At 60.1% G+C, this 16,744-nt stretch carries 15 protein-coding genes; 4 read left to right on the forward strand and 11 right to left on the reverse strand.

Annotated features, from left to right (window positions below; genetic code table 11):
• Position 1 precedes the first annotated feature (1 nt).
• Both ACIONG_RS20180 and ACIONG_RS20185 read left to right on the forward strand, forming a co-directional pair.
• A complete protein-coding gene (locus tag ACIONG_RS20180) occupies positions 2 to 940 on the forward strand; it encodes an MlaD family protein (RefSeq protein ID WP_401302291.1) in 939 nt (312 codons plus the stop codon).
• Positions 937 to 1,560 (forward strand): ABC-type transport auxiliary lipoprotein family protein, encoded by a 624-nt coding sequence (locus tag ACIONG_RS20185; RefSeq protein WP_401302293.1) that lies wholly within the window; start codon positions 937 to 939, stop codon positions 1,558 to 1,560. The genes ACIONG_RS20180 and ACIONG_RS20185 overlap by 4 nt, the downstream gene beginning before the upstream one ends.
• A gap of 115 nt (positions 1,561 to 1,675) precedes the next feature.
• Here ACIONG_RS20185 and ACIONG_RS20190 read toward each other — a convergent pair whose 3' ends face one another.
• From ACIONG_RS20190 to ACIONG_RS20210, 5 genes are all read right to left on the reverse strand, one after another.
• Positions 1,676 to 2,905, reverse strand: a complete 1,230-nt coding sequence (locus ACIONG_RS20190; protein WP_103302910.1) for a nucleoside recognition domain-containing protein — start codon at positions 2,903 to 2,905, stop codon at positions 1,676 to 1,678.
• A 203-nt stretch (positions 2,906 to 3,108) separates the two neighbouring features.
• Positions 3,109 to 4,440 (reverse strand): glutamate/aspartate:proton symporter GltP, encoded by a 1,332-nt coding sequence (gene gltP / locus ACIONG_RS20195; RefSeq protein ID WP_401302296.1) that lies wholly within the window; start codon positions 4,438 to 4,440, stop codon positions 3,109 to 3,111.
• Between the two features lie 703 nt (positions 4,441 to 5,143).
• Positions 5,144 to 5,608 carry an inhibitor of vertebrate lysozyme family protein gene (locus ACIONG_RS20200; RefSeq protein WP_103302912.1) on the reverse strand — a complete coding sequence of 155 codons (465 nt, stop codon included), beginning with the start codon at positions 5,606 to 5,608 and terminating at the stop codon, positions 5,144 to 5,146.
• A 2-nt stretch (positions 5,609 to 5,610) separates the two neighbouring features.
• On the reverse strand, positions 5,611 to 5,775 hold the full coding sequence (locus ACIONG_RS20205) for a DUF1328 domain-containing protein (RefSeq protein WP_003177151.1): 165 nt from the start codon (positions 5,773 to 5,775) through the stop codon (positions 5,611 to 5,613).
• Between the two features lie 73 nt (positions 5,776 to 5,848).
• Positions 5,849 to 6,133 (reverse strand): hypothetical protein, encoded by a 285-nt coding sequence (locus tag ACIONG_RS20210; RefSeq protein ID WP_103302913.1) that lies wholly within the window; start codon positions 6,131 to 6,133, stop codon positions 5,849 to 5,851.
• Between the two features lie 427 nt (positions 6,134 to 6,560).
• Between ACIONG_RS20210 and algB the strand changes: the two genes are divergently transcribed.
• Together algB and ACIONG_RS20220 are read left to right on the forward strand one after the other, a co-directional pair.
• Complete coding sequence (algB, locus tag ACIONG_RS20215) at positions 6,561 to 7,907, forward strand: sigma-54-dependent response regulator transcription factor AlgB (protein WP_401302299.1); 1,347 nt, start codon at positions 6,561 to 6,563, stop codon at positions 7,905 to 7,907.
• A gap of 10 nt (positions 7,908 to 7,917) precedes the next feature.
• Positions 7,918 to 9,708, forward strand: a complete 1,791-nt coding sequence (locus tag ACIONG_RS20220; RefSeq protein ID WP_401302301.1) for a KinB sensor domain-containing domain — start codon at positions 7,918 to 7,920, stop codon at positions 9,706 to 9,708.
• Here ACIONG_RS20220 and ACIONG_RS20225 read toward each other — a convergent pair.
• From ACIONG_RS20225 to ACIONG_RS20250, 6 genes are all read right to left on the reverse strand, one after another.
• Complete coding sequence (locus ACIONG_RS20225; protein WP_401302308.1) at positions 9,705 to 11,318, reverse strand: EAL domain-containing protein; 1,614 nt, start codon at positions 11,316 to 11,318, stop codon at positions 9,705 to 9,707. The two genes, ACIONG_RS20220 and ACIONG_RS20225, sit on opposite strands and share 4 nt — an antisense overlap.
• 76 nt (positions 11,319 to 11,394) lie before the next feature.
• Entirely contained in the window at positions 11,395 to 12,177 is a 783-nt protein-coding gene (locus tag ACIONG_RS20230) for an N-acetylmuramoyl-L-alanine amidase (protein ID WP_401302303.1), read from the reverse strand.
• Positions 12,178 to 12,278: 101 nt separating this feature from the next.
• A complete protein-coding gene (locus ACIONG_RS20235) occupies positions 12,279 to 14,330 on the reverse strand; it encodes a diguanylate cyclase (protein ID WP_401302305.1) in 2,052 nt (683 codons plus the stop codon).
• Entirely contained in the window at positions 14,327 to 15,205 is an 879-nt protein-coding gene (locus ACIONG_RS20240; RefSeq protein WP_103302918.1) for an endonuclease/exonuclease/phosphatase family protein, read from the reverse strand. The genes ACIONG_RS20235 and ACIONG_RS20240 overlap by 4 nt, the downstream gene beginning before the upstream one ends.
• A gap of 14 nt (positions 15,206 to 15,219) precedes the next feature.
• On the reverse strand, positions 15,220 to 15,861 hold the full coding sequence (locus ACIONG_RS20245) for a thiol:disulfide interchange protein DsbA/DsbL (RefSeq protein ID WP_103302919.1): 642 nt from the start codon (positions 15,859 to 15,861) through the stop codon (positions 15,220 to 15,222).
• 200 nt (positions 15,862 to 16,061) lie between these two features.
• Entirely contained in the window at positions 16,062 to 16,673 is a 612-nt protein-coding gene (locus tag ACIONG_RS20250; RefSeq protein ID WP_008081240.1) for a cytochrome c, read from the reverse strand.
• Between the last annotated feature and the right edge of the window lie 71 nt (positions 16,674 to 16,744).

Below are 16,744 nucleotides of genomic sequence, written 5' to 3' on the forward strand. Positions count from 1 at the left end.
CATGGAAACCCGAGCCCATCATGTGTTGATCGGCCTGTTCTCGGTTATTGTCGTGGCGGGCGCCCTGCTCTTCGGCCTGTGGCTGGCCAAGTCCAGCGTCGACTCTGAGTTCAAGGATTACGAAATCGTCTTCAACGAGGCGGTCAGCGGCCTGTCCAAGGGCAGCCCGGTGCAGTACAGCGGGATCAAGGTCGGCGACGTGGTCAGCCTGCGCCTCGACCCCAAGGACCCGCGCCGGGTGCTGGCGCGGATTCGGCTGGGCGGCGACACGCCGGTCAAGGAAGACACCCAGGCCAAACTGGCGCTGGCCGGGATCACCGGCACCTCAATCATCCAGCTCAGCGGCGGCACGCCAGACAGTCCGCAACTACGTGGGCATGACGGCAAGCTGCCGATCATCGTCGCCTCGCCCTCGCCTATTTCGCGGCTGCTCAACGACAGCAACGACTTGATGAGCGGTATCAGTTCTTTGCTGGGCAACGCCAATCAGATGTTCTCCGCCGAGAATGTCGAGCGCGTCAGCAAAACCCTGGCGCATCTGGAGCAGACCACCGGCTCGATCAATGATCAGCGCGGCGATCTGCGTCAGGCCATGCAGCAACTGGCGGCAGTCGGCAAACAGGCCGGCAGCATGCTCGAACAGACCTCGGCGTTGATGCGCAACGCCAATGGCTTGCTCAACGATCAGGGCAAACAAGCGCTGGGAAGCGCCGAGCAGGCGATGAAATCGCTGGAACAGAGCAGCGCCACGATCAATGGCTTGCTGAGCAAAAACCAGAACTCCCTCGATAATGGCATGCAGGGCCTCAATGGTCTGGCTCCGGCGATTCGCGAATTGCGCGAAACCCTGACCTCGCTGCGCGCCATCTCTCAACGCCTGGAGGCCAACCCGAGCGGTTACCTGCTGGGCAGTGACAAGAACAAGGAGTTCACGCCATGAAGCTGACTCGCCTCGCCCTCCTCGCCGGTTTTGTGCTGATCAGTTCGTGCTCGATTCTGCCCAAGTCGGAACCGGCGGATGTTTATCGCCTGCCGATCACTCAGACGCCCGCCTCGACCAGTGCGGCGGCCACTCAGCACTGGTCGCTGCGTTTGAACAAGTTGCAGGCCAGCGAAGCGTTGAACCGAGCGAACATCGCCGTCATCCCGCAAGGCGATGTGATCAGCAGCTACAAGGCTTCGCGCTGGAGCGATCCGGCGCCGGTGCTGCTGCGCAATCGCTTGCTGGACGGCTTTGCCCGTGATGGTCGGGTGACGTTGCTGAGTACCGATGACAGCAATTTTGCGGCGGATCTGGAACTGGGCGGGAATTTGCAGGCGTTTCAGACGGAATATCAGGGGAATCAGGCCAGCGTGGTGGTGCGCCTTGATGCGTTGATCGTGCGTGGCTATGACCAGCGAATTCTCGCCAGTCAGCGCTTTGAGGAGCGTCAGCCACTGAGTGATGTGCAGGTGCCAGCGGTGGTCGCCGGGTTTGGTCAGGCCAGTGATCGCCTGACCGCGAAAGTCGTAGCGTGGGCCGTGGGCCAAGGCCAAAAATTGGCCCCGCAAAAGCCTTAAGACCAACACAATCCCTGTGGGAGCGGGCTTGCCCGCGATGGCGGTGTGTCAGTCACCAGAGGTTCTGGCTGTGCTGTCCTCATCGCTGGCAAGCCAGCTCCCACAGGGTTTTCTATTAGCCGAAGAACCAGTAGCAGACTGCAATGGCGCCAATTACGCCGGCCAGCTCCGCCAGCAACGCACACCCCACGGCATGCCGCGCCCGCTGAATCCCTACCGCGCCGAAATACACCGCCAGCACATAAAACGTGGTCTCGGTACTGCCCTGAATCGTCGCCGCCACCAGCGCCGGGAAGCTATCGACCCCCGACGTCTTCATGGTTTCAATCAGCATCGCCCTCGCGGCGCTACCGGAGAACGGTTTGACCATCGCTGTCGGCAACGCATCGACAAATCGCGTGTCCCAACCGGCCCACTCGACCAGATGGCGAATCCCGTCCAGGCCAAAGTCCAGCGCCCCGGAGGCACGCAGCACGCCGATGGCGCAGAGCATCGCCACCAGATACGGCAAAAGGTTCTTGGCGACGTCGAAGCCTTCCTTCGCGCCCTCGACGAACGCTTCGTAGACCTTGACCTTGCGCAGCGCACCGATCAGCAGAAACAGCATGATCAGGCCGAACAGCGTCAGGTTGCCAAGGATCGACGAAAGCCCCGCCAGCGCTGTCGCCGACATCGTCGCCAGCAACGCCATGAAGCCACCCAGGATCAGCGCGCCGGGAATCAGATAAGCCAGCACCACCGGATCCCAGATCCGCAGGCGCTGCATGAACGCCACCGAGAGGAAGCCGACGATGGTCGAGCAACTGGTCGCCAGCAGAATCGGCAGGAACACCAGCGTCGGGTCCGGCGCGCCTTGCTGGGCGCGGTACATGAAGATCGTCACCGGCAGCAGCGTCAGCGAGGAGGCGTTGAGCACCAGAAAGAGGATTTGCGCATTGCTGGCGATGGTGCTGCTGGGATTAAGCTCCTGCAGCGCCTTCATGGCTTTCAGGCCGATCGGCGTAGCAGCGTTGTCGAGACCCAGGCCATTGGCGGCGAAGTTCAGGGTGATCAGGCCAAGGGCCGGGTGACCCGCCGGGACTTCCGGCATCAAGCGCAGAAACAGCGGCCCCAACACCTTGGCCAGCCATTCGACGATCCCGGCCTTCTCGGCGATGCGCAGAAAGCCCAGCCAGAGGGTGAGGGTGCCGAACAGCAGCACCATGACTTCGACCGACAGCTTGGCCATGGCAAAAATGCTTTCCACCATCGCCGCGAAGATTCCGGCGTTACCGCCGACCAGCCACTGCACCAGCGCAGATATTGCTGCCACGACGAAGAAGCCAAGCCACAGGCCATTAAGCATCAGTCAAATCCCCCGGAAGATGCGGCGAATGATAGCGGGGTCGCCAGAAACGACAAACCCCGGATTTCTCCGGGGTTCGTTTAGAACGGTTGGCAGCGATCACTGTGGGAGCGGGCTTGCCCGCGATGGCGGAGTGTCAGTCACCAGAGATTCTGGATGTGCGGACCTCATCGCTGGCAAGCCAGCTCCCACAGGGTTGTGTATCAGTTCTTGGAAGTCTCGCCAGCCGGCAGTTTTTCCTTGCTGCGCCAGTGTGGCAGGGAGTTCCAGTAGCGCTGGCCCTTGGCGTCGTCGTACATGCCTTCCCAGCGTGCGATAACCAGCACGGCGAGGGCGTTGCCGATCACGTTCAGTGCGGTACGCGCCATGTCCATGATGCGGTCGACACCGGCGATGAACGCCAGGCCTTCCAGCGGGATACCGACGCTGCCCAAAGTGGCCAGCAGCACCACGAAGGAAACGCCCGGTACGCCGGCGATACCTTTGGAGGTAACCATCAGGGTCAGCACCAGCAGCAGTTGCTGGCTGATCGACAGGTCGATGCCGTACAGCTGGGCAATGAAGATCGCCGCGATGGACTGGTACAGGGTCGAACCGTCGAGGTTGAACGAGTAACCGGTTGGCACCACGAAGCTGCAGATGGCTTTCGGCGCACCGTAGGCTTCCATCTTCTCGATCACCCGTGGCAGCACGGTTTCGGACGAAGCGGTGGAGTAGGCCAGCACCAGCTCATCCTTGAAGATGCGCATCAGCTTGAGCACCGAGAAGCCGAACAGCTTGGCGATCAGGCCCAGGACCACGAAGGCGAAGAAGGCGATGGCGACGTAAACCAGGATCACCAGCTTGGCCAGCGGCAGCAGCGAGGCGAAGCCGAAGTTGGCGACAGTCACCGCGATCAGAGCGAATACGCCGATCGGGGCGTAGTTCATGATCATGTGGGTGACTTTGAACATGCTCTCCGAAACGCCCTGGAACATCTTCACCAGCGGCTCGCGCAGGTCCGACTGCAGGCTCGACAGACCGAGACCGAACAGCACGGAGAAGAAGATGATCGGCAGCATCTCACCGCGGGCCATGGCCGCGAAGATGTTCGACGGGATCAGGTTGAGGATGGTCTCGATGAACGCGTGTTCATGCTGTACTTCGGCGGCGGTCGCCTGGTACTTGGAGATGTCCACCGTGCCCAGGGTGCTCATGTCGATGCCGGTGCCCGGATGGAACAGGTTGGCCAGCAGCAGGCCGACAACGATGGCGATGGTGGTGACGATTTCGAAATAGATGATCGTCTTCAGGCCGATACGCCCGAGCTTCTTGGCGTCGCCCACGCCGGCGATGCCGACGATGAGGGAGGAGATGACGATCGGGATCACGATCATCTTGATCAGACGGATAAAGATATCGCCTGCCGGTTGCAGGACGTTGCTGATCCACCAGGCTTTCTCGGCACTGAAGTGGTTGAGCAACGCACCAATTGCAATCCCTAGAACCAGACCGATGAGGATCTGCCAGGCGAGGCTGAGTTTTGCCTTCTTCATTATCTTTACCCTTACTTGCGTTTGACTCAGGCACATGCAGGAACTGGAACGCTCTTTAGCGGAAAAGTCTGTGCATCTGCCTCCGTATAAGGTGCCCCGAAGCGCGTATTTACGGCTCTTCGGCAGGCGAAAAAAGGCGCAACTATTCCGATGCAGGGTTGCGCCGTCTAATGCCGTAAACGCCTACCCTATGCCGAATCGGCATGAGCTTTTTTAAATGAAACTGACGTCCCAACCGGTTCGATTGCGACATTTCAGCCGGCATAAGTGCCGTGAACCGGCCATCACAGCGTAGATTGGTTATTTTCTGAACGAAAATTTTCGGCGGAAATTTTAGGAAAAAGCCTACATAAAGGAGCGAGAAGTCCCACAGATAAAGTGGTCTCTTTGTCGATATACGGTCGCCACGAAACACCGCGTAATGTTTTCGCGCGCAGTGTGAGCGATAAAAAGAAGGGTTGAAACGCTCTGGATCAATGTTTTGATCGGTTTAAAGCTCAGCGCAAGTCCGTCGAACCGCTGTGGGCCGGCGAACCTGCGACGCAGCTTTTACCCTGACCCGGCCCTCATCGCAGGCACTCCCTGTACCCGTAGGTCACTCCGACCCTGAAACAGTCAGAACGTCCCGGCCCCCTGGTCATGCGCCTGCCTTCCTCAGGTGAGCGCAATGGAAGGCAGCAGGGCTGCTGCCTTCATGTTCGAATCAATACCACTTGGGATCTTTTTTCAGGGTTTCCATCAAAAGATCCTGCATGCCCTGATCAGGTTTGCCGAGGAAGCGGTAGGTGGCATGTCGCGTTGGCGACTTGTCGGCCGGCAGTCCTTCGGGCACATCGACGAGCATGGCGTAAGCGTCTTTCTTGTCGAAACTGAACGCGACGATCAAGCGGTGGTTCAGGCACTTGTCTGCAGATTCACACAGGGGGCCAACCAGATACTTGTCGCCATCTTCAGTCACGGCATTCATCTGTTGGTCCGGCGTGCCGGACAGGTTCATCACCCATTCCGGCAGGCGTTCTTCCTTTTTCACCACGCCTTCCCAGGTCTCCCGGTATTGCGGGTCGGAACTCAACAGCTCGTTGACTCGGGTCTGGCCATCATTGGCCGCCATCGCCATGGCACTACCGCCCAGAAGCAGGGCGGCTGCCAGTGTCTTTAAAGCGATCATCGTTAACCTCGGCCGCGACGGCCAAAGAAGAAGGAAGCGATGAACATCACCAGGAACACGACAAACAGAATCTTGGCGATACCCGTGGCGGTGCCCGCGATACCACCGAAGCCCAGTACTGCAGCGATGATGGCAATGATCAAGAATGTAATTGCCCAGCTCAACATGGTGATTCTCCTTACTTCTCTATTTAGGGATGCTGCTTGTTCCGGCGCATCGCGCCCGAATTTGTTCAATCAGTCAGAAAACCCAGCGCTCTTCACGCGGCATCTGGTCCAGTGGTTGCGCTTGGTCGACGTCCATCATGCGCATCGAGGCGCTCTCGGCCTGGCTGCTGCTGACGGCGCTGAAATGCTTTTGCGTGCTGTGCTGGATCGAGATCAGCGGCTCAGGCTTCTGGCTGTTTTCCCAGCTCAGGTATTGCTGGCACACGATCAGGGTGATCAACAGCGCAAGTACGCCAAACAGGCCTTGCTGGAGATGCAGTGGCGAGATACGCACTTGGGCGGCACGTTGGCGAGTCATCCTGGGTTCCTCACTCTTATTCGGTTGGGGCAGTGCTGATCTGCCCGGGCTGAATGAGGTATTGCAGGCTGCATGCCAATTTTTTATTTAAAAAATATTCAATAAATTCAATGGCTTATAAGCTTTTGAAAAACTGTCTGCGACGCATCCTGCACGATGGGTTATCCAGGGTCGTGCGGAATGCACGATTATTTCGTAGGAGAATTCATTCTTATGGAATTGAGAGCGGGGCGCGGATGTCAGAAAAGTACGCAGGGAATACCCTGCAAATCGGCTTTTGTTTAAAAAACCAACAAAATCAGTGAATTAGCCGTAAAGGCAGGAGAGAGCTACCCTCCTATGGCTGGCATCGTTCAGAATCAACCATGCAACTTGCCCGATTTCTCCGGGACTAACCCAAGACCAATCTTTATGGAGCGTAGGAAAAATGGAATCTGCCACTGAGCATCAAGGCCGCATTCTGCTGGTGGATGATGAATCCGCCATCCTGCGAACTTTCCGTTATTGCCTCGAAGACGAAGGTTATACGGTGGCCACCGCCAACAGCGCAGCGCAGGCCGACGCACTGTTGCAGCGTCAGGTGTTCGATTTGTGCTTTCTGGATTTGCGTCTGGGCGAAGACAACGGCCTCGACGTATTGGCACAAATGCGCATTCAGGCGCCATGGATGCGGGTGGTGATCGTCACCGCCCACTCGGCGGTCGATACCGCTGTGGATGCCATCCAGGCTGGCGCCGCCGACTATCTGGTCAAGCCGTGCAGCCCCGATCAACTGCGTCTGGCGACGGCCAAGCAACTGGAAGTGCGTCAACTCTCGGCACGTCTCGAAGCCCTTGAAGGTGAGATCCGCAAACCGAATGACGGCCTCGATTCCCACAGCCCGGCGATGAAAGTCGTGCTGGAGACTGCGCGCCAGGTGGCGAGCACTGACGCCAACATTCTTATTCTCGGCGAGTCCGGTACCGGTAAAGGCGAGCTGGCCCGGGCGATTCACGGCTGGAGCAAGCGCGAGAAGAAATCCTGCGTGACCATCAACTGCCCGTCGTTGACTGCCGAACTGATGGAAAGCGAGCTGTTCGGCCACAGCCGTGGTGCGTTTACCGGCGCCAGCGAAAGTACGCTGGGCCGAGTCAACCAAGCCGACGGCGGCACGCTGTTTCTCGACGAGATCGGCGATTTTCCATTGACGTTGCAGCCAAAGTTACTGCGTTTTATTCAGGACAAGGAATACGAGCGGGTAGGCGATCCGGTCACCCGTCGCGCTGATGTGCGCATTCTGGCGGCAACCAACCTCAATCTCGAAGACATGGTCCGTGACGGTCGTTTCCGTGAAGACCTGCTCTATCGCCTGAACGTCATCACCCTGCACCTGCCGCCGCTGCGTGAGCGCGCCGAGGACATACTGACCCTGGCGGACCGCTTTCTTGCCCGCTTCGTCAAAGAGTACGCGCGCCCGGCTCGCGGTTTCAGCGACGAGGCTCGCGAGGCACTGCTCGGCTACCGCTGGCCCGGTAACATTCGTGAGCTGCGCAACGTGGTCGAGCGGGCGAGCATCATCTGCCCGCAGGAACGTGTCGAAATCAGCCACCTGGGCATGGCCGAACAACCGGCCAACAACGCCCCCCGGGTCGGCGCAGCACTGAGCCTGGACGAGTTGGAAAAGGCCCACATCGGCGCCGTCCTCGCCACCGCTGGCACGCTGGATCAAGCCGCGAAAACCCTGGGCATCGACGCCTCGACCCTGTATCGCAAGCGCAAGCAGTACAACCTGTGAGCGCGCCACGATGAAACTGGCGATGAAGTTGCGGACCCGGTTGTTCCTGAGCATTTCCGCACTGATCACCGTGGCCTTGCTTGGGCTGTTGCTCGGGCTGGTCAGCGTGATGCAGATGGCCGGAACCCAGGAAGCGCTGGTGCGCAGCAACTTCGTCACCCTCGATCTGGGGCTCAAGCTGCGCCAGACCTTGGGCGATCAGCTGATCATCATGCTCGCGGAAAAGCCTGATGCCGTTGCATTCGAAGCCTCCAAGCAGCATTACTTTCAGCTCCTCGACGAAGGCATTGCCCAGGAGCAGGAGGGTGATGGCCGCTTGTATGGCTTCACTCAGGCCAAGGCGGATTACCTGAGTTTTCTGCAGGCGTTCGACCTGTCCCGTGATCCAGCCACGTCGTTGAGCAGCAATGCCGACTTCCGTGAGCGCTTCAACACCCTGCGCAACGGACTGATTACCGAACACAAGCACGCACTCGACAACATCAATCTGGTTCAACATGATGCCCGCGACCGGGCGCTGTTGGTGGCTGGTCTGCTTGGGTTGGTCGGGCTGGCGGTGTTGATCATCGGCTTCGTCACGGCACACGGTATTGCCCGTCGTTTTGGCGCGCCGATCGAGGCGCTGGCGCATGCGGCGGACAACATCGGTCAAGGCAATTTCGAAGTGACCCTGCCGATTTCCTCGGCGATGGAAATGAATCAACTGACCAAGCGGTTCGGGCTGATGGCCGAAGCGTTGCGCGAACATCAGGCGACCAACATCGACGAACTGCTGGCCGGCCAGCAACGCTTGCAAGCGGTACTCGACAGCATCGACGACGGCTTGCTGATGATTGATCGCCAGGGGCATCTGGAACACCTCAACCCGGTGGCCCAGCGCCAATTGGGCTGGGACGACGACCGTCTCGGTCAAGGTCTGGGCGCGGCCCTTGAACGACCGGAGCTGGATGCGCAGCTGCAACTGGTGCTGCGCGGCGGAACCCTGGAGCGAGCGCCGGAGGACCTGAGCATCGAAGTCGACGGCGAATCGCGCCTGCTGACGTACAGCCTGACGCCGGTCAGCCACACGCAGGGCCACATCCTCGGCGCGGTGATGGTGCTGCACGACGTGACTGAGCAGCGCGCTTTCGAGCGGGTTCGCAGCGAGTTCGTGCTACGTGCCTCCCATGAGCTGCGCACGCCAGTTACCGGCATGCACATGGCGTTCGGTCTGTTCCGTGAGCGGGCGAAGTTTGCGCCGGACTCACGCGAGGCGGACCTGCTCGACACGGTCAACGAAGAAATGCAGCGCCTGATGCAGTTGATCAACGACTTGCTCAACTTTTCGCGCTACCAGAACGGTTTGCAGAAGCTGACACTGGCGCCGTGCTCCATCGAGGACTTGCTGGAGCAGGCGCAGTCGCGCTTTGCCGAGACAGCAGCGGAGAGAGGCATCGCCCTGAAGGTGGAAGTGCAGGGGCCGCTGCCGCGCTTGCAGGCGGATCAGGCGCAACTGGATCGGGTACTCGACAATTTGATCGACAACGCCATGCGCCACACCGCCCGCGACGGCCAGATCCGTTTGCAGGCGCGTCGCCATGGCGAACGGGTGATCATCAGCGTCGAAGACAACGGCGAAGGCATTGCCTATGGCCAGCAAGGGCGGATCTTCGAACCGTTCGTGCAGGTCGGGCGCAAGAAGGGGGGTGCCGGGTTGGGACTGGCGTTGTGCAAGGAGATCGTCCAGTTGCATGGTGGGCGGATGGGCGTTTATTCGCGGCCGGGGCAGGGCACGCAGTTTTATATGGCGCTTGCCGTTTAAGCCTCGTCATCCATGCGGCGCCCTGCGAGGCGGCGCCCGCGAGTGATCAGCTCAATGAACTGCACTGCGCTCAGGGCATGGGCGAACAGCCAGCCCTGACCGAATTTCACCCCTTCGCTGCTGAGCAATTCGGCTTGCGACTCAAGCTCGATCCCTTCGGCAATCACCTTCAGGTCCAGTGCCTGCGCCATGTGAATGATGTGTGGTGCGACGCCACTGCTGGCGGCGTCATGGCCGAGGGCGTCGATGAACGCCTTGTCGATTTTCAGGCAGTCCACCGGCAGCGTTTGCAGGTAGGCGAGGCTGCAATAACCGGTGCCGAAGTCGTCGATCAGTACCTGATGGCCGACATCGCGCAACGCTTGCAGGTTTTCCCGCGCCACCACCACATCAATCAAGCCGCGTTCGGTGACCTCGAAGGCAATCTGCTTGGCCGCGACTCTGTGCAGGCTCAGCAGCCGCGCCATGACTTGACCGATGCGCGGCACCATCACGTCGCAGGCCGCGAGGTTGACCGAGATATACAACTGCGGATTGGCGCGCAGCACCGGCCCCAATTGCTCGAGTAAACGCTGGAGGACGAAGTCGGTCATCTGGCGGATCTGCCCGGTATTTTCCGCCAGCGGAATGAACAAGTCAGGGCTGGTCAATGTGCCGTCCGGACGGCGCCAGCGCAGCAAGGCCTCGGCACCGACGCAGTTGCGGCTGTCGAGGTCGAAGATCGGTTGATAGAGCACCTGCAACTCACCGCGGCGGATGGCACCGTGCAGTTCGGCGTCCAGTGACTGGCGCTGGCGCACCAGCAGGAACACAAAGAAACCGACGAAGGCGCCGAGCCCCAGACAGACCGGAACCATCCACCACCAGATGGCGGGGATGTGCATGCCGGTGCGTGGTGTGATCAGCACCAGCTGATATTCCGGGTTGTCGGTGGGCATGCGATAGATCAGCCGGGTCTGGGTGACTTGCAAGGCGTCGCGGCTTTTCGGTGGCCAGTGTTCGCTCGGTGGCCAGACCTGATCTGCACCGAGAACCGGAATCGCCCGGGTGCCGTGATCCAGCACCACCAGCAGACTGCTGCCGGGCGACAGATCGACCATGTCGGTCAGATGCCCGCGCGAGGTGGCGACGCGGAAATTGCCGCGACCGAGCATCAGCGCGGCGCGGTTTTCATCGGGTTCGGTGGTGGTGTTCAGCCAGTAACTGTAGGTCGGGCCTTTGATGTCGGGTGCGCGGACAACCGACATGCCTTCCTGACGCGGACGGTTGGAGCAGATCCGCGAGGCGTCCATGTAGGCGGCTTCATAGACGAAGCGATAGTTGAAGGTGACTTGTCGCAGTGTGGCGATCATTTCGTCATCGCAACTGCGCAGGGGCTGGGCTTCCAAATCGTCGAGGCTTTCGCGTAACTGGCCGAACAGTTGCTCGAGGCGGGCGAGGAATCGCTCGCCCTGGGCATTCATGACCTGGCTTTCGCTTTGCTCGACCTGACGCATGGCCACGAACATCCCGCCGGCGATCAGCAGGCTGGCACTGAGGACAGCCGCGATCATCGCCAAAAACCACGGGCGATAAAACCAGCTACGCAGCGTCGCTCGGGTAGCAACCATCATGGAATATCCGAAGAATTACCAATGAGTTATAGCTGCTGATTGCAATCTCGCCCTGACCGTCGGGCGGGCGTCATTATTTTGTCTGATTGAGTACCAGCAGTAACGCGGCCGTTTGCGCATCTGGCGTTCCGTCGAAGCGCGAAGGGCGGAAGTGCATCTGGAACGCCGCGAGGACATGGCGGGTGGCGACATCCAGTTCGCCGGTCTGCGGTGTGTCGTAACCCAAATGCGCCAGTTGCGCCTGGAACCAGCCGATGCTGGGTAATTCGCTACTGTTGAACAGCGCTTGCTGGCGGGCAACGGCTTGCTCGTTCGGCCAGATACCCAAGCCTTCGGCGGCGAGACGCTTCCAGGGGAATAACGGCCCCGGATCGAGTTTGCGCAACGGTGCAATATCGCTGTGACCGATGATGTGGCGGGGGCTGATGCCGTTGCGCTGGCTGATGTCCTTGAGCAGGGCGATCAGCGCCTGAATCTGCGCTTCGCTGTAGGGATACCACAGGCGCCCGGTCGGCGTGTCCTTGAAGCCCGGGTTGACGATTTCAATACCGATCGAGCTGGAGTTGAGCCAGGTACGGCCCTGCCACTGGCTTTCGCCGGCGTGCCAGGCGCGCTGGTTTTCGTCCATCAGCTTGTAGACGGTGGCGCGATTGTCGTCGCCGATCAGGTAATGGCTGCTGACCTCACCGTGGGTCAGCAACTGCAGCGAGCGCTCAAGCGACGCCGAGGTGTAATGCACGATCACGAACTGGATGCGGCTGTCGTGATTGGCGGAAGGATGGCTAGTGTCATAACGCGGGCCGCTGGCACAACCGGCCAGAACGAGCAGGGACGCGAGGAGGGCAAAAAATTTCATGGCAGAAGGCAGTACACGCAAGACAATAATGCAACAGTGTAACGTAATGCCTTGCGTGCAGACGGTCAGCGGGCGGATTTAAACAAAATCGAACAATTTCCTTAGCCCAGCTCGACCCGATTGCGTCCTGCGTTTTTAGCCCTGTACAGCGCCTGATCGGCTCTTTTAAGCACTAGATCGCTGTGTTCTCCCGCCCTGAACGAAGCCAGGCCCATGGAAATCGTAATGGTCACGCGCTCGCCCTTGAAGTGAAACGGGCAGGCCTCGATCGCCGCGCGCAGGGTTTCCAGCAATTTCGCCCCGACTGCGGGCGGCGTCGCCGGCAGCAGCAGAACGAATTCTTCGCCGCCAAAACGGGCGATGAAATCGGAGCCGCGCAGGCGCTTGCGCAGCACGGTGGCGATGATCTTCAGGACCTTGTCACCCGCCAGGTGCCCGTAGTTGTCATTGATCCGTTTGAAATGATCGAGGTCGAGCATCGCCAGGCTCAACGTATTGCCGTGTTGCTGCCATTGCTTCATCTCATGCTCCAGACGTTCGCTCCACGCTGCGCGGTTGGGCAGGCCGGTGAGGGGGTCGATCAGGGCTTTCTGGCGTTGTTCTTCAAGGTGCTCGCGGAAGCCTTGCGCCTCCTGTTCCATATGCGCGACGCGCTCGGACAGGCCTTTAAGTCGCGCCGCCACTTCTTGCTCGCGGGCATCGCGTTGTTTCTGGTGCTGGTCCATGGTGCCGAGCAGGCCTTCGAGATGGTTCTCCAGCACTTGCTTGAGGTCCTCCAGATCCGCCGCTTCCTGGACGCTGGTCTGCAAGCCGTCGACCTGCTCACGGATCTGCGTGTCCATCGCCCGCGCCGCCGAGCTGTTGTCGGCATGTCCTTCGCTGGCGGCCTGCAGATTGCTTTGAAACGCTTCGAGGCGTTCGTTGAGTTGTTGCAGATACGCTTCGAACTCATGCTGGCCGCTGTCGGTGATCGCCAGCATCAACGTCGCCAGATCGTCGAGGATCGGGATCAGTTCGTACCAGTTCAAACCATGTTTTAGCCGTTCACGCATGGCTTCTGCTTGCGGACGGTGACGTTCGGGCAGCGTCAGGTCGTCGAGCAGGCCGATCAGTGTTTCTTCGATGTGTTTGGCTACAGAGCTGTAGGACGGCTCCGGAGAATCCGGCAGGGCAAAGAGGACGTCGTGCTCGGATTGCTCCGGGTCGATGGCCGCCAGTGCCTGAGCGATGGGCTCGGGCAGGGGCAGGCTGTCGAGGAACAGCGGGGCAGGATCGCCGGGGTGGATCAATTCGTCGGGGTTGAAAGCGACCGGTACGACTGGAGCCGGAGCTAGAGTGGGAGCTGCAACGGTTTCAGGTTCGGGCGCGGTGGCTTCCACTGCACTCGGGGAGGCCGCTTCAGTGGCGACGACCGGCGCAACGAAGGCACCTACGTCCGGTTCCGGCTGGGCTTGAGGCGCTGGCGCTTCCACTGCTGTGATGGGTGCAGTTTCTTTGATAACCGTAGCGGCCACTGCCGGTTCAGCGATGGCGACAGGGGCTGCTTGCACGGGTTCGGACTCAGGCACGGGAGCGACAGGTATCTGTTCGACTGGCGCCACGTGCTCCGGCGCCGGCGCCTCGTCACTGTCACGGCTACCAAACAGGCGCTGCAACAATCCCGGGCGTCCGGGCTCCGGCGGCGCTTCCAGTTGACTCAACGCCTTGCCCTGCAAGCCGCTCAGCTCACTCAACAGCAGCGGCATTTCCCGGGCCTGACCGACACGGCTGTCCAGTTGCTTGGCGAATTTCTTCAGTGGCTGAGCGACTTCTCGCGGTAGCGGCAGCGCTTGCAACTGGGTCACCAGCGAGGTCAGCGCAGTGCTGACCTGATCAATGCGGGTCTCGCGGCGTTGCTCGGAATCGAGCACGGCTTTTTCCAGACGCGGCAACAGGGCGGCGAGGCCGGCATCCATGTCGTCGGTGCGCACCACGTCGCGCATCTCTTTCATGCATTGATCAACGACTTTATCGGTGCCCTCAGCGGCCAATGTGCTGCGCACCAGGCCGCGCCGCAGCAAGTCGAGCCTGGCAGCCCAGCGACGTTCAAGCTTGTCCTGCTGTTCGATGCTTTTGAGGTATTTCTCTTTCCAGCGCTGGGCGTCGTCGCTCATTCAGGGGTTCCGCGAGGGGCAGGACTCAACGCGGGCAATGCATCGGCCGTGAGCGAACCCGGCAGACGAATCTCTACCGCGACCGGCAGGTGATCGGAAATCGGTTGTGCCAGCACTTCGACCTTTTCCAGGGTCAGGGTCGGGCTGAGCAAAATATGATCAAGGCAACGCTGAGGACGCCAGCTGGGGAATGTCGCTTCCACCTGCGGGGCCAGCAGGCCGAGATCGCGTAACGGAGAATGTTGTAGCAGATCGCTGGCATGGGTGTTCATGTCGCCCATCAACACCTGGTGTTTATAGCCGCCGATCAGATCACGGATATAGGCCAGTTGCAGCGTGCGCACACGTGCCCCCAGGGCCAGGTGCATCATCACCACCACCAGCGCTTCCGGACCTTCACCGAAACGCAGGAGTATGGCGCCACGACCTTTCGGGCCGGGTAACGGGTGATCTTCGATCGCCCACGGGCGCAGACGGCTGAGCACGCCATTGCTGTGCTGAGCCAGTCGGCCGAGATTGCGATTGAGTTGTTGATACCAGTAGGGGAAGGCACCGAGGTGGGCCAGGTGTTCGACCTGATTGACGTAGCCCGAGCGCAGGCTGCCGCCATCGGCTTCCTGCAAGGCGACCAGATCGAAGTCGCCGAGCAGGTCGCCGATCTTCTGCAGATTGCCTGAGCGCCCGGTGTGCGGCAGCAGATGCTGCCAGCTGCGAGTCAGGTAATGCCGATAGCGCTCGGTGCTGATGCCGACCTGGATATTGAAACTGAGCAGGCGCAGACGCTGATCCGCTGGCAGGCCTGTGGACGCCAGGTGATGTTCGTTGACCTGCGGATCATGCAGGCCAACGATGCGTTCGGTCTTCCAGCGGCGCATGGCGATTGCCGCGCTTAGTTGGCAGCGGCCTTGTTGGTCGCTCGCTCTTTGGCCACCAGTTGGTCAGCCAGTTGCAAGGCTTGTTCGGCACCACCGGCAGAGCCGATGTCGAAGCGGTACTTGCCGTTGACGATCATGGTTGGAACGCCAGTGATCTGATATTTCTTGGCCAGTTCACGAGCTTTGACGATCTGGCCTTTGATGGCGAACGAGTCGAAAGTGGCGAGGAACTTGTCCTTGTCCACGCCTTGGGTGGCGAGGAAGTCAGCCATGTCGTTCTTGTCGGTCAGCTTCTTGTGTTCTTTCTGGATGGCATTGAACACGGCGTTGTGCACCTTGTGCTCGACACCCATGGCTTCCAGGGTCAGGAACATTTGACCGTGAGCGTCCCATGGGCCGCCGAACATGGCAGGAATGCGCACGAAGTTGACGTCGGAAGGCAGTTTTTCGACCCATGGATTGATCACCGGCTCGAAGGCGTAGCAGTGCGGGCAGCCGTACCAGAACAGCTCGACCACTTCGATCTTGCCAGGCTCGGCAACCGGTACCGGGTTGGCCAGTTCTACATAAGGAGCGGCAGGGGCTTCGGCGGCCTGGGCGGTCACGCCAAACAGGCTGGCAGCGACGAGAGCGGCGCTGATGATCAGATTACGCATGCTTTACTCCTGGACAATTTTGATCGCCTCGCGCGACCTGTTTTCAGACAGATCCTGGCGGGCATGAGTTCTGTAGTGTAACGGCAGCGGCCACAAAAAAGGGCGGCCAAAGCCACCCTTTTTATACTTGCTGCGCCGGATTAATCGAGCGTTAACGTTGCAGGAGATGTCCCTCGCCGGCAACGCTCTATCCGTGGGTCTTAGTGCAGGCCTTGAATGTAGCTGGAGACGGCTGCGATGTCTTCGTCGCTCAGGCGTTTGGCGATGGTCTGCATGGTCATGGTGTCGCCGTCGTTGGTGCGACCGCCTTCTTCCTTGCGGAAGTCGGTCAGTTGTTTGGCGATGTATTGCGCGTGTTGGCCACCCAGATGCGGGAAACCGGCAGCGGCGTTGCCAGCACCGTTCGGCGAGTGGCAACCGGTGCAGGCGGGCAGGCCTTTGGCGAGGTTGCCGCCACGGAACAGGGCTTCACCGCGCGCGACGATCTTCGGATCGGCGGCGCCGACGCTGCCTTTCTGGCTGGCGAAGTAGGCGGCGATGTCGGCCAGATCCTGATCGCTCAGGTTGGTCAGCAGGCCCGTCATTTCCAGTACGGTGCGCTTGCCCGACTTGATGTCGTGCAGTTGCTTGGTCAGGTAGCGTTCACCTTGACCGGCCAGTTTTGGAAAGTTTGGTGCCATGCTGTTACCGTCCGGGCCATGGCAGGCTCCGCAGACGGCGGCTTTTGCCTGGCCTGCTGCGGCATCACCGGCAGCATGGGCGAAGCCTGAGATTCCCACGGTCAACAGCAGACTCACGATCAATTTGTTCATCAGCTAATCCAACTACGGCTAAGGGTTAAGAGTTATGGACCGGGTTTACTCTCGCTCATCCAAAGGATGAT

The organism is Pseudomonas sp. NPDC087817, from assembly GCF_044742875.1.
Classification (GTDB): Bacteria; Pseudomonadota; Gammaproteobacteria; order Pseudomonadales; family Pseudomonadaceae; genus Aquipseudomonas.

Coding starts and splice junctions, on each gene's coding strand:
- ACIONG_RS20180 (WP_401302291.1), top strand. CDS start 2: ATGGAAACCCGAGCCCATCATGTGTTGATCGGCCTGTTCTCGGTTATT.
- ACIONG_RS20185 (WP_401302293.1), top strand. CDS start 937: ATGAAGCTGACTCGCCTCGCCCTCCTCGCCGGTTTTGTGCTGATCAGT.
- ACIONG_RS20190 (WP_103302910.1), bottom strand. CDS start 2,905: ATGCTTAATGGCCTGTGGCTTGGCTTCTTCGTCGTGGCAGCAATATCT.
- gltP (WP_401302296.1), bottom strand. CDS start 4,440: ATGAAGAAGGCAAAACTCAGCCTCGCCTGGCAGATCCTCATCGGTCTG.
- ACIONG_RS20200 (WP_103302912.1), bottom strand. CDS start 5,608: ATGATCGCTTTAAAGACACTGGCAGCCGCCCTGCTTCTGGGCGGTAGT.
- ACIONG_RS20205 (WP_003177151.1), bottom strand. CDS start 5,775: ATGTTGAGCTGGGCAATTACATTCTTGATCATTGCCATCATCGCTGCA.
- ACIONG_RS20210 (WP_103302913.1), bottom strand. CDS start 6,133: ATGACTCGCCAACGTGCCGCCCAAGTGCGTATCTCGCCACTGCATCTC.
- algB (WP_401302299.1), top strand. CDS start 6,561: ATGGAATCTGCCACTGAGCATCAAGGCCGCATTCTGCTGGTGGATGAT.
- ACIONG_RS20220 (WP_401302301.1), top strand. CDS start 7,918: ATGAAACTGGCGATGAAGTTGCGGACCCGGTTGTTCCTGAGCATTTCC.
- ACIONG_RS20225 (WP_401302308.1), bottom strand. CDS start 11,318: ATGGTTGCTACCCGAGCGACGCTGCGTAGCTGGTTTTATCGCCCGTGG.
- ACIONG_RS20230 (WP_401302303.1), bottom strand. CDS start 12,177: ATGAAATTTTTTGCCCTCCTCGCGTCCCTGCTCGTTCTGGCCGGTTGT.
- ACIONG_RS20235 (WP_401302305.1), bottom strand. CDS start 14,330: ATGAGCGACGACGCCCAGCGCTGGAAAGAGAAATACCTCAAAAGCATC.
- ACIONG_RS20240 (WP_103302918.1), bottom strand. CDS start 15,205: ATGCGCCGCTGGAAGACCGAACGCATCGTTGGCCTGCATGATCCGCAG.
- ACIONG_RS20245 (WP_103302919.1), bottom strand. CDS start 15,861: ATGCGTAATCTGATCATCAGCGCCGCTCTCGTCGCTGCCAGCCTGTTT.
- ACIONG_RS20250 (WP_008081240.1), bottom strand. CDS start 16,673: ATGAACAAATTGATCGTGAGTCTGCTGTTGACCGTGGGAATCTCAGGC.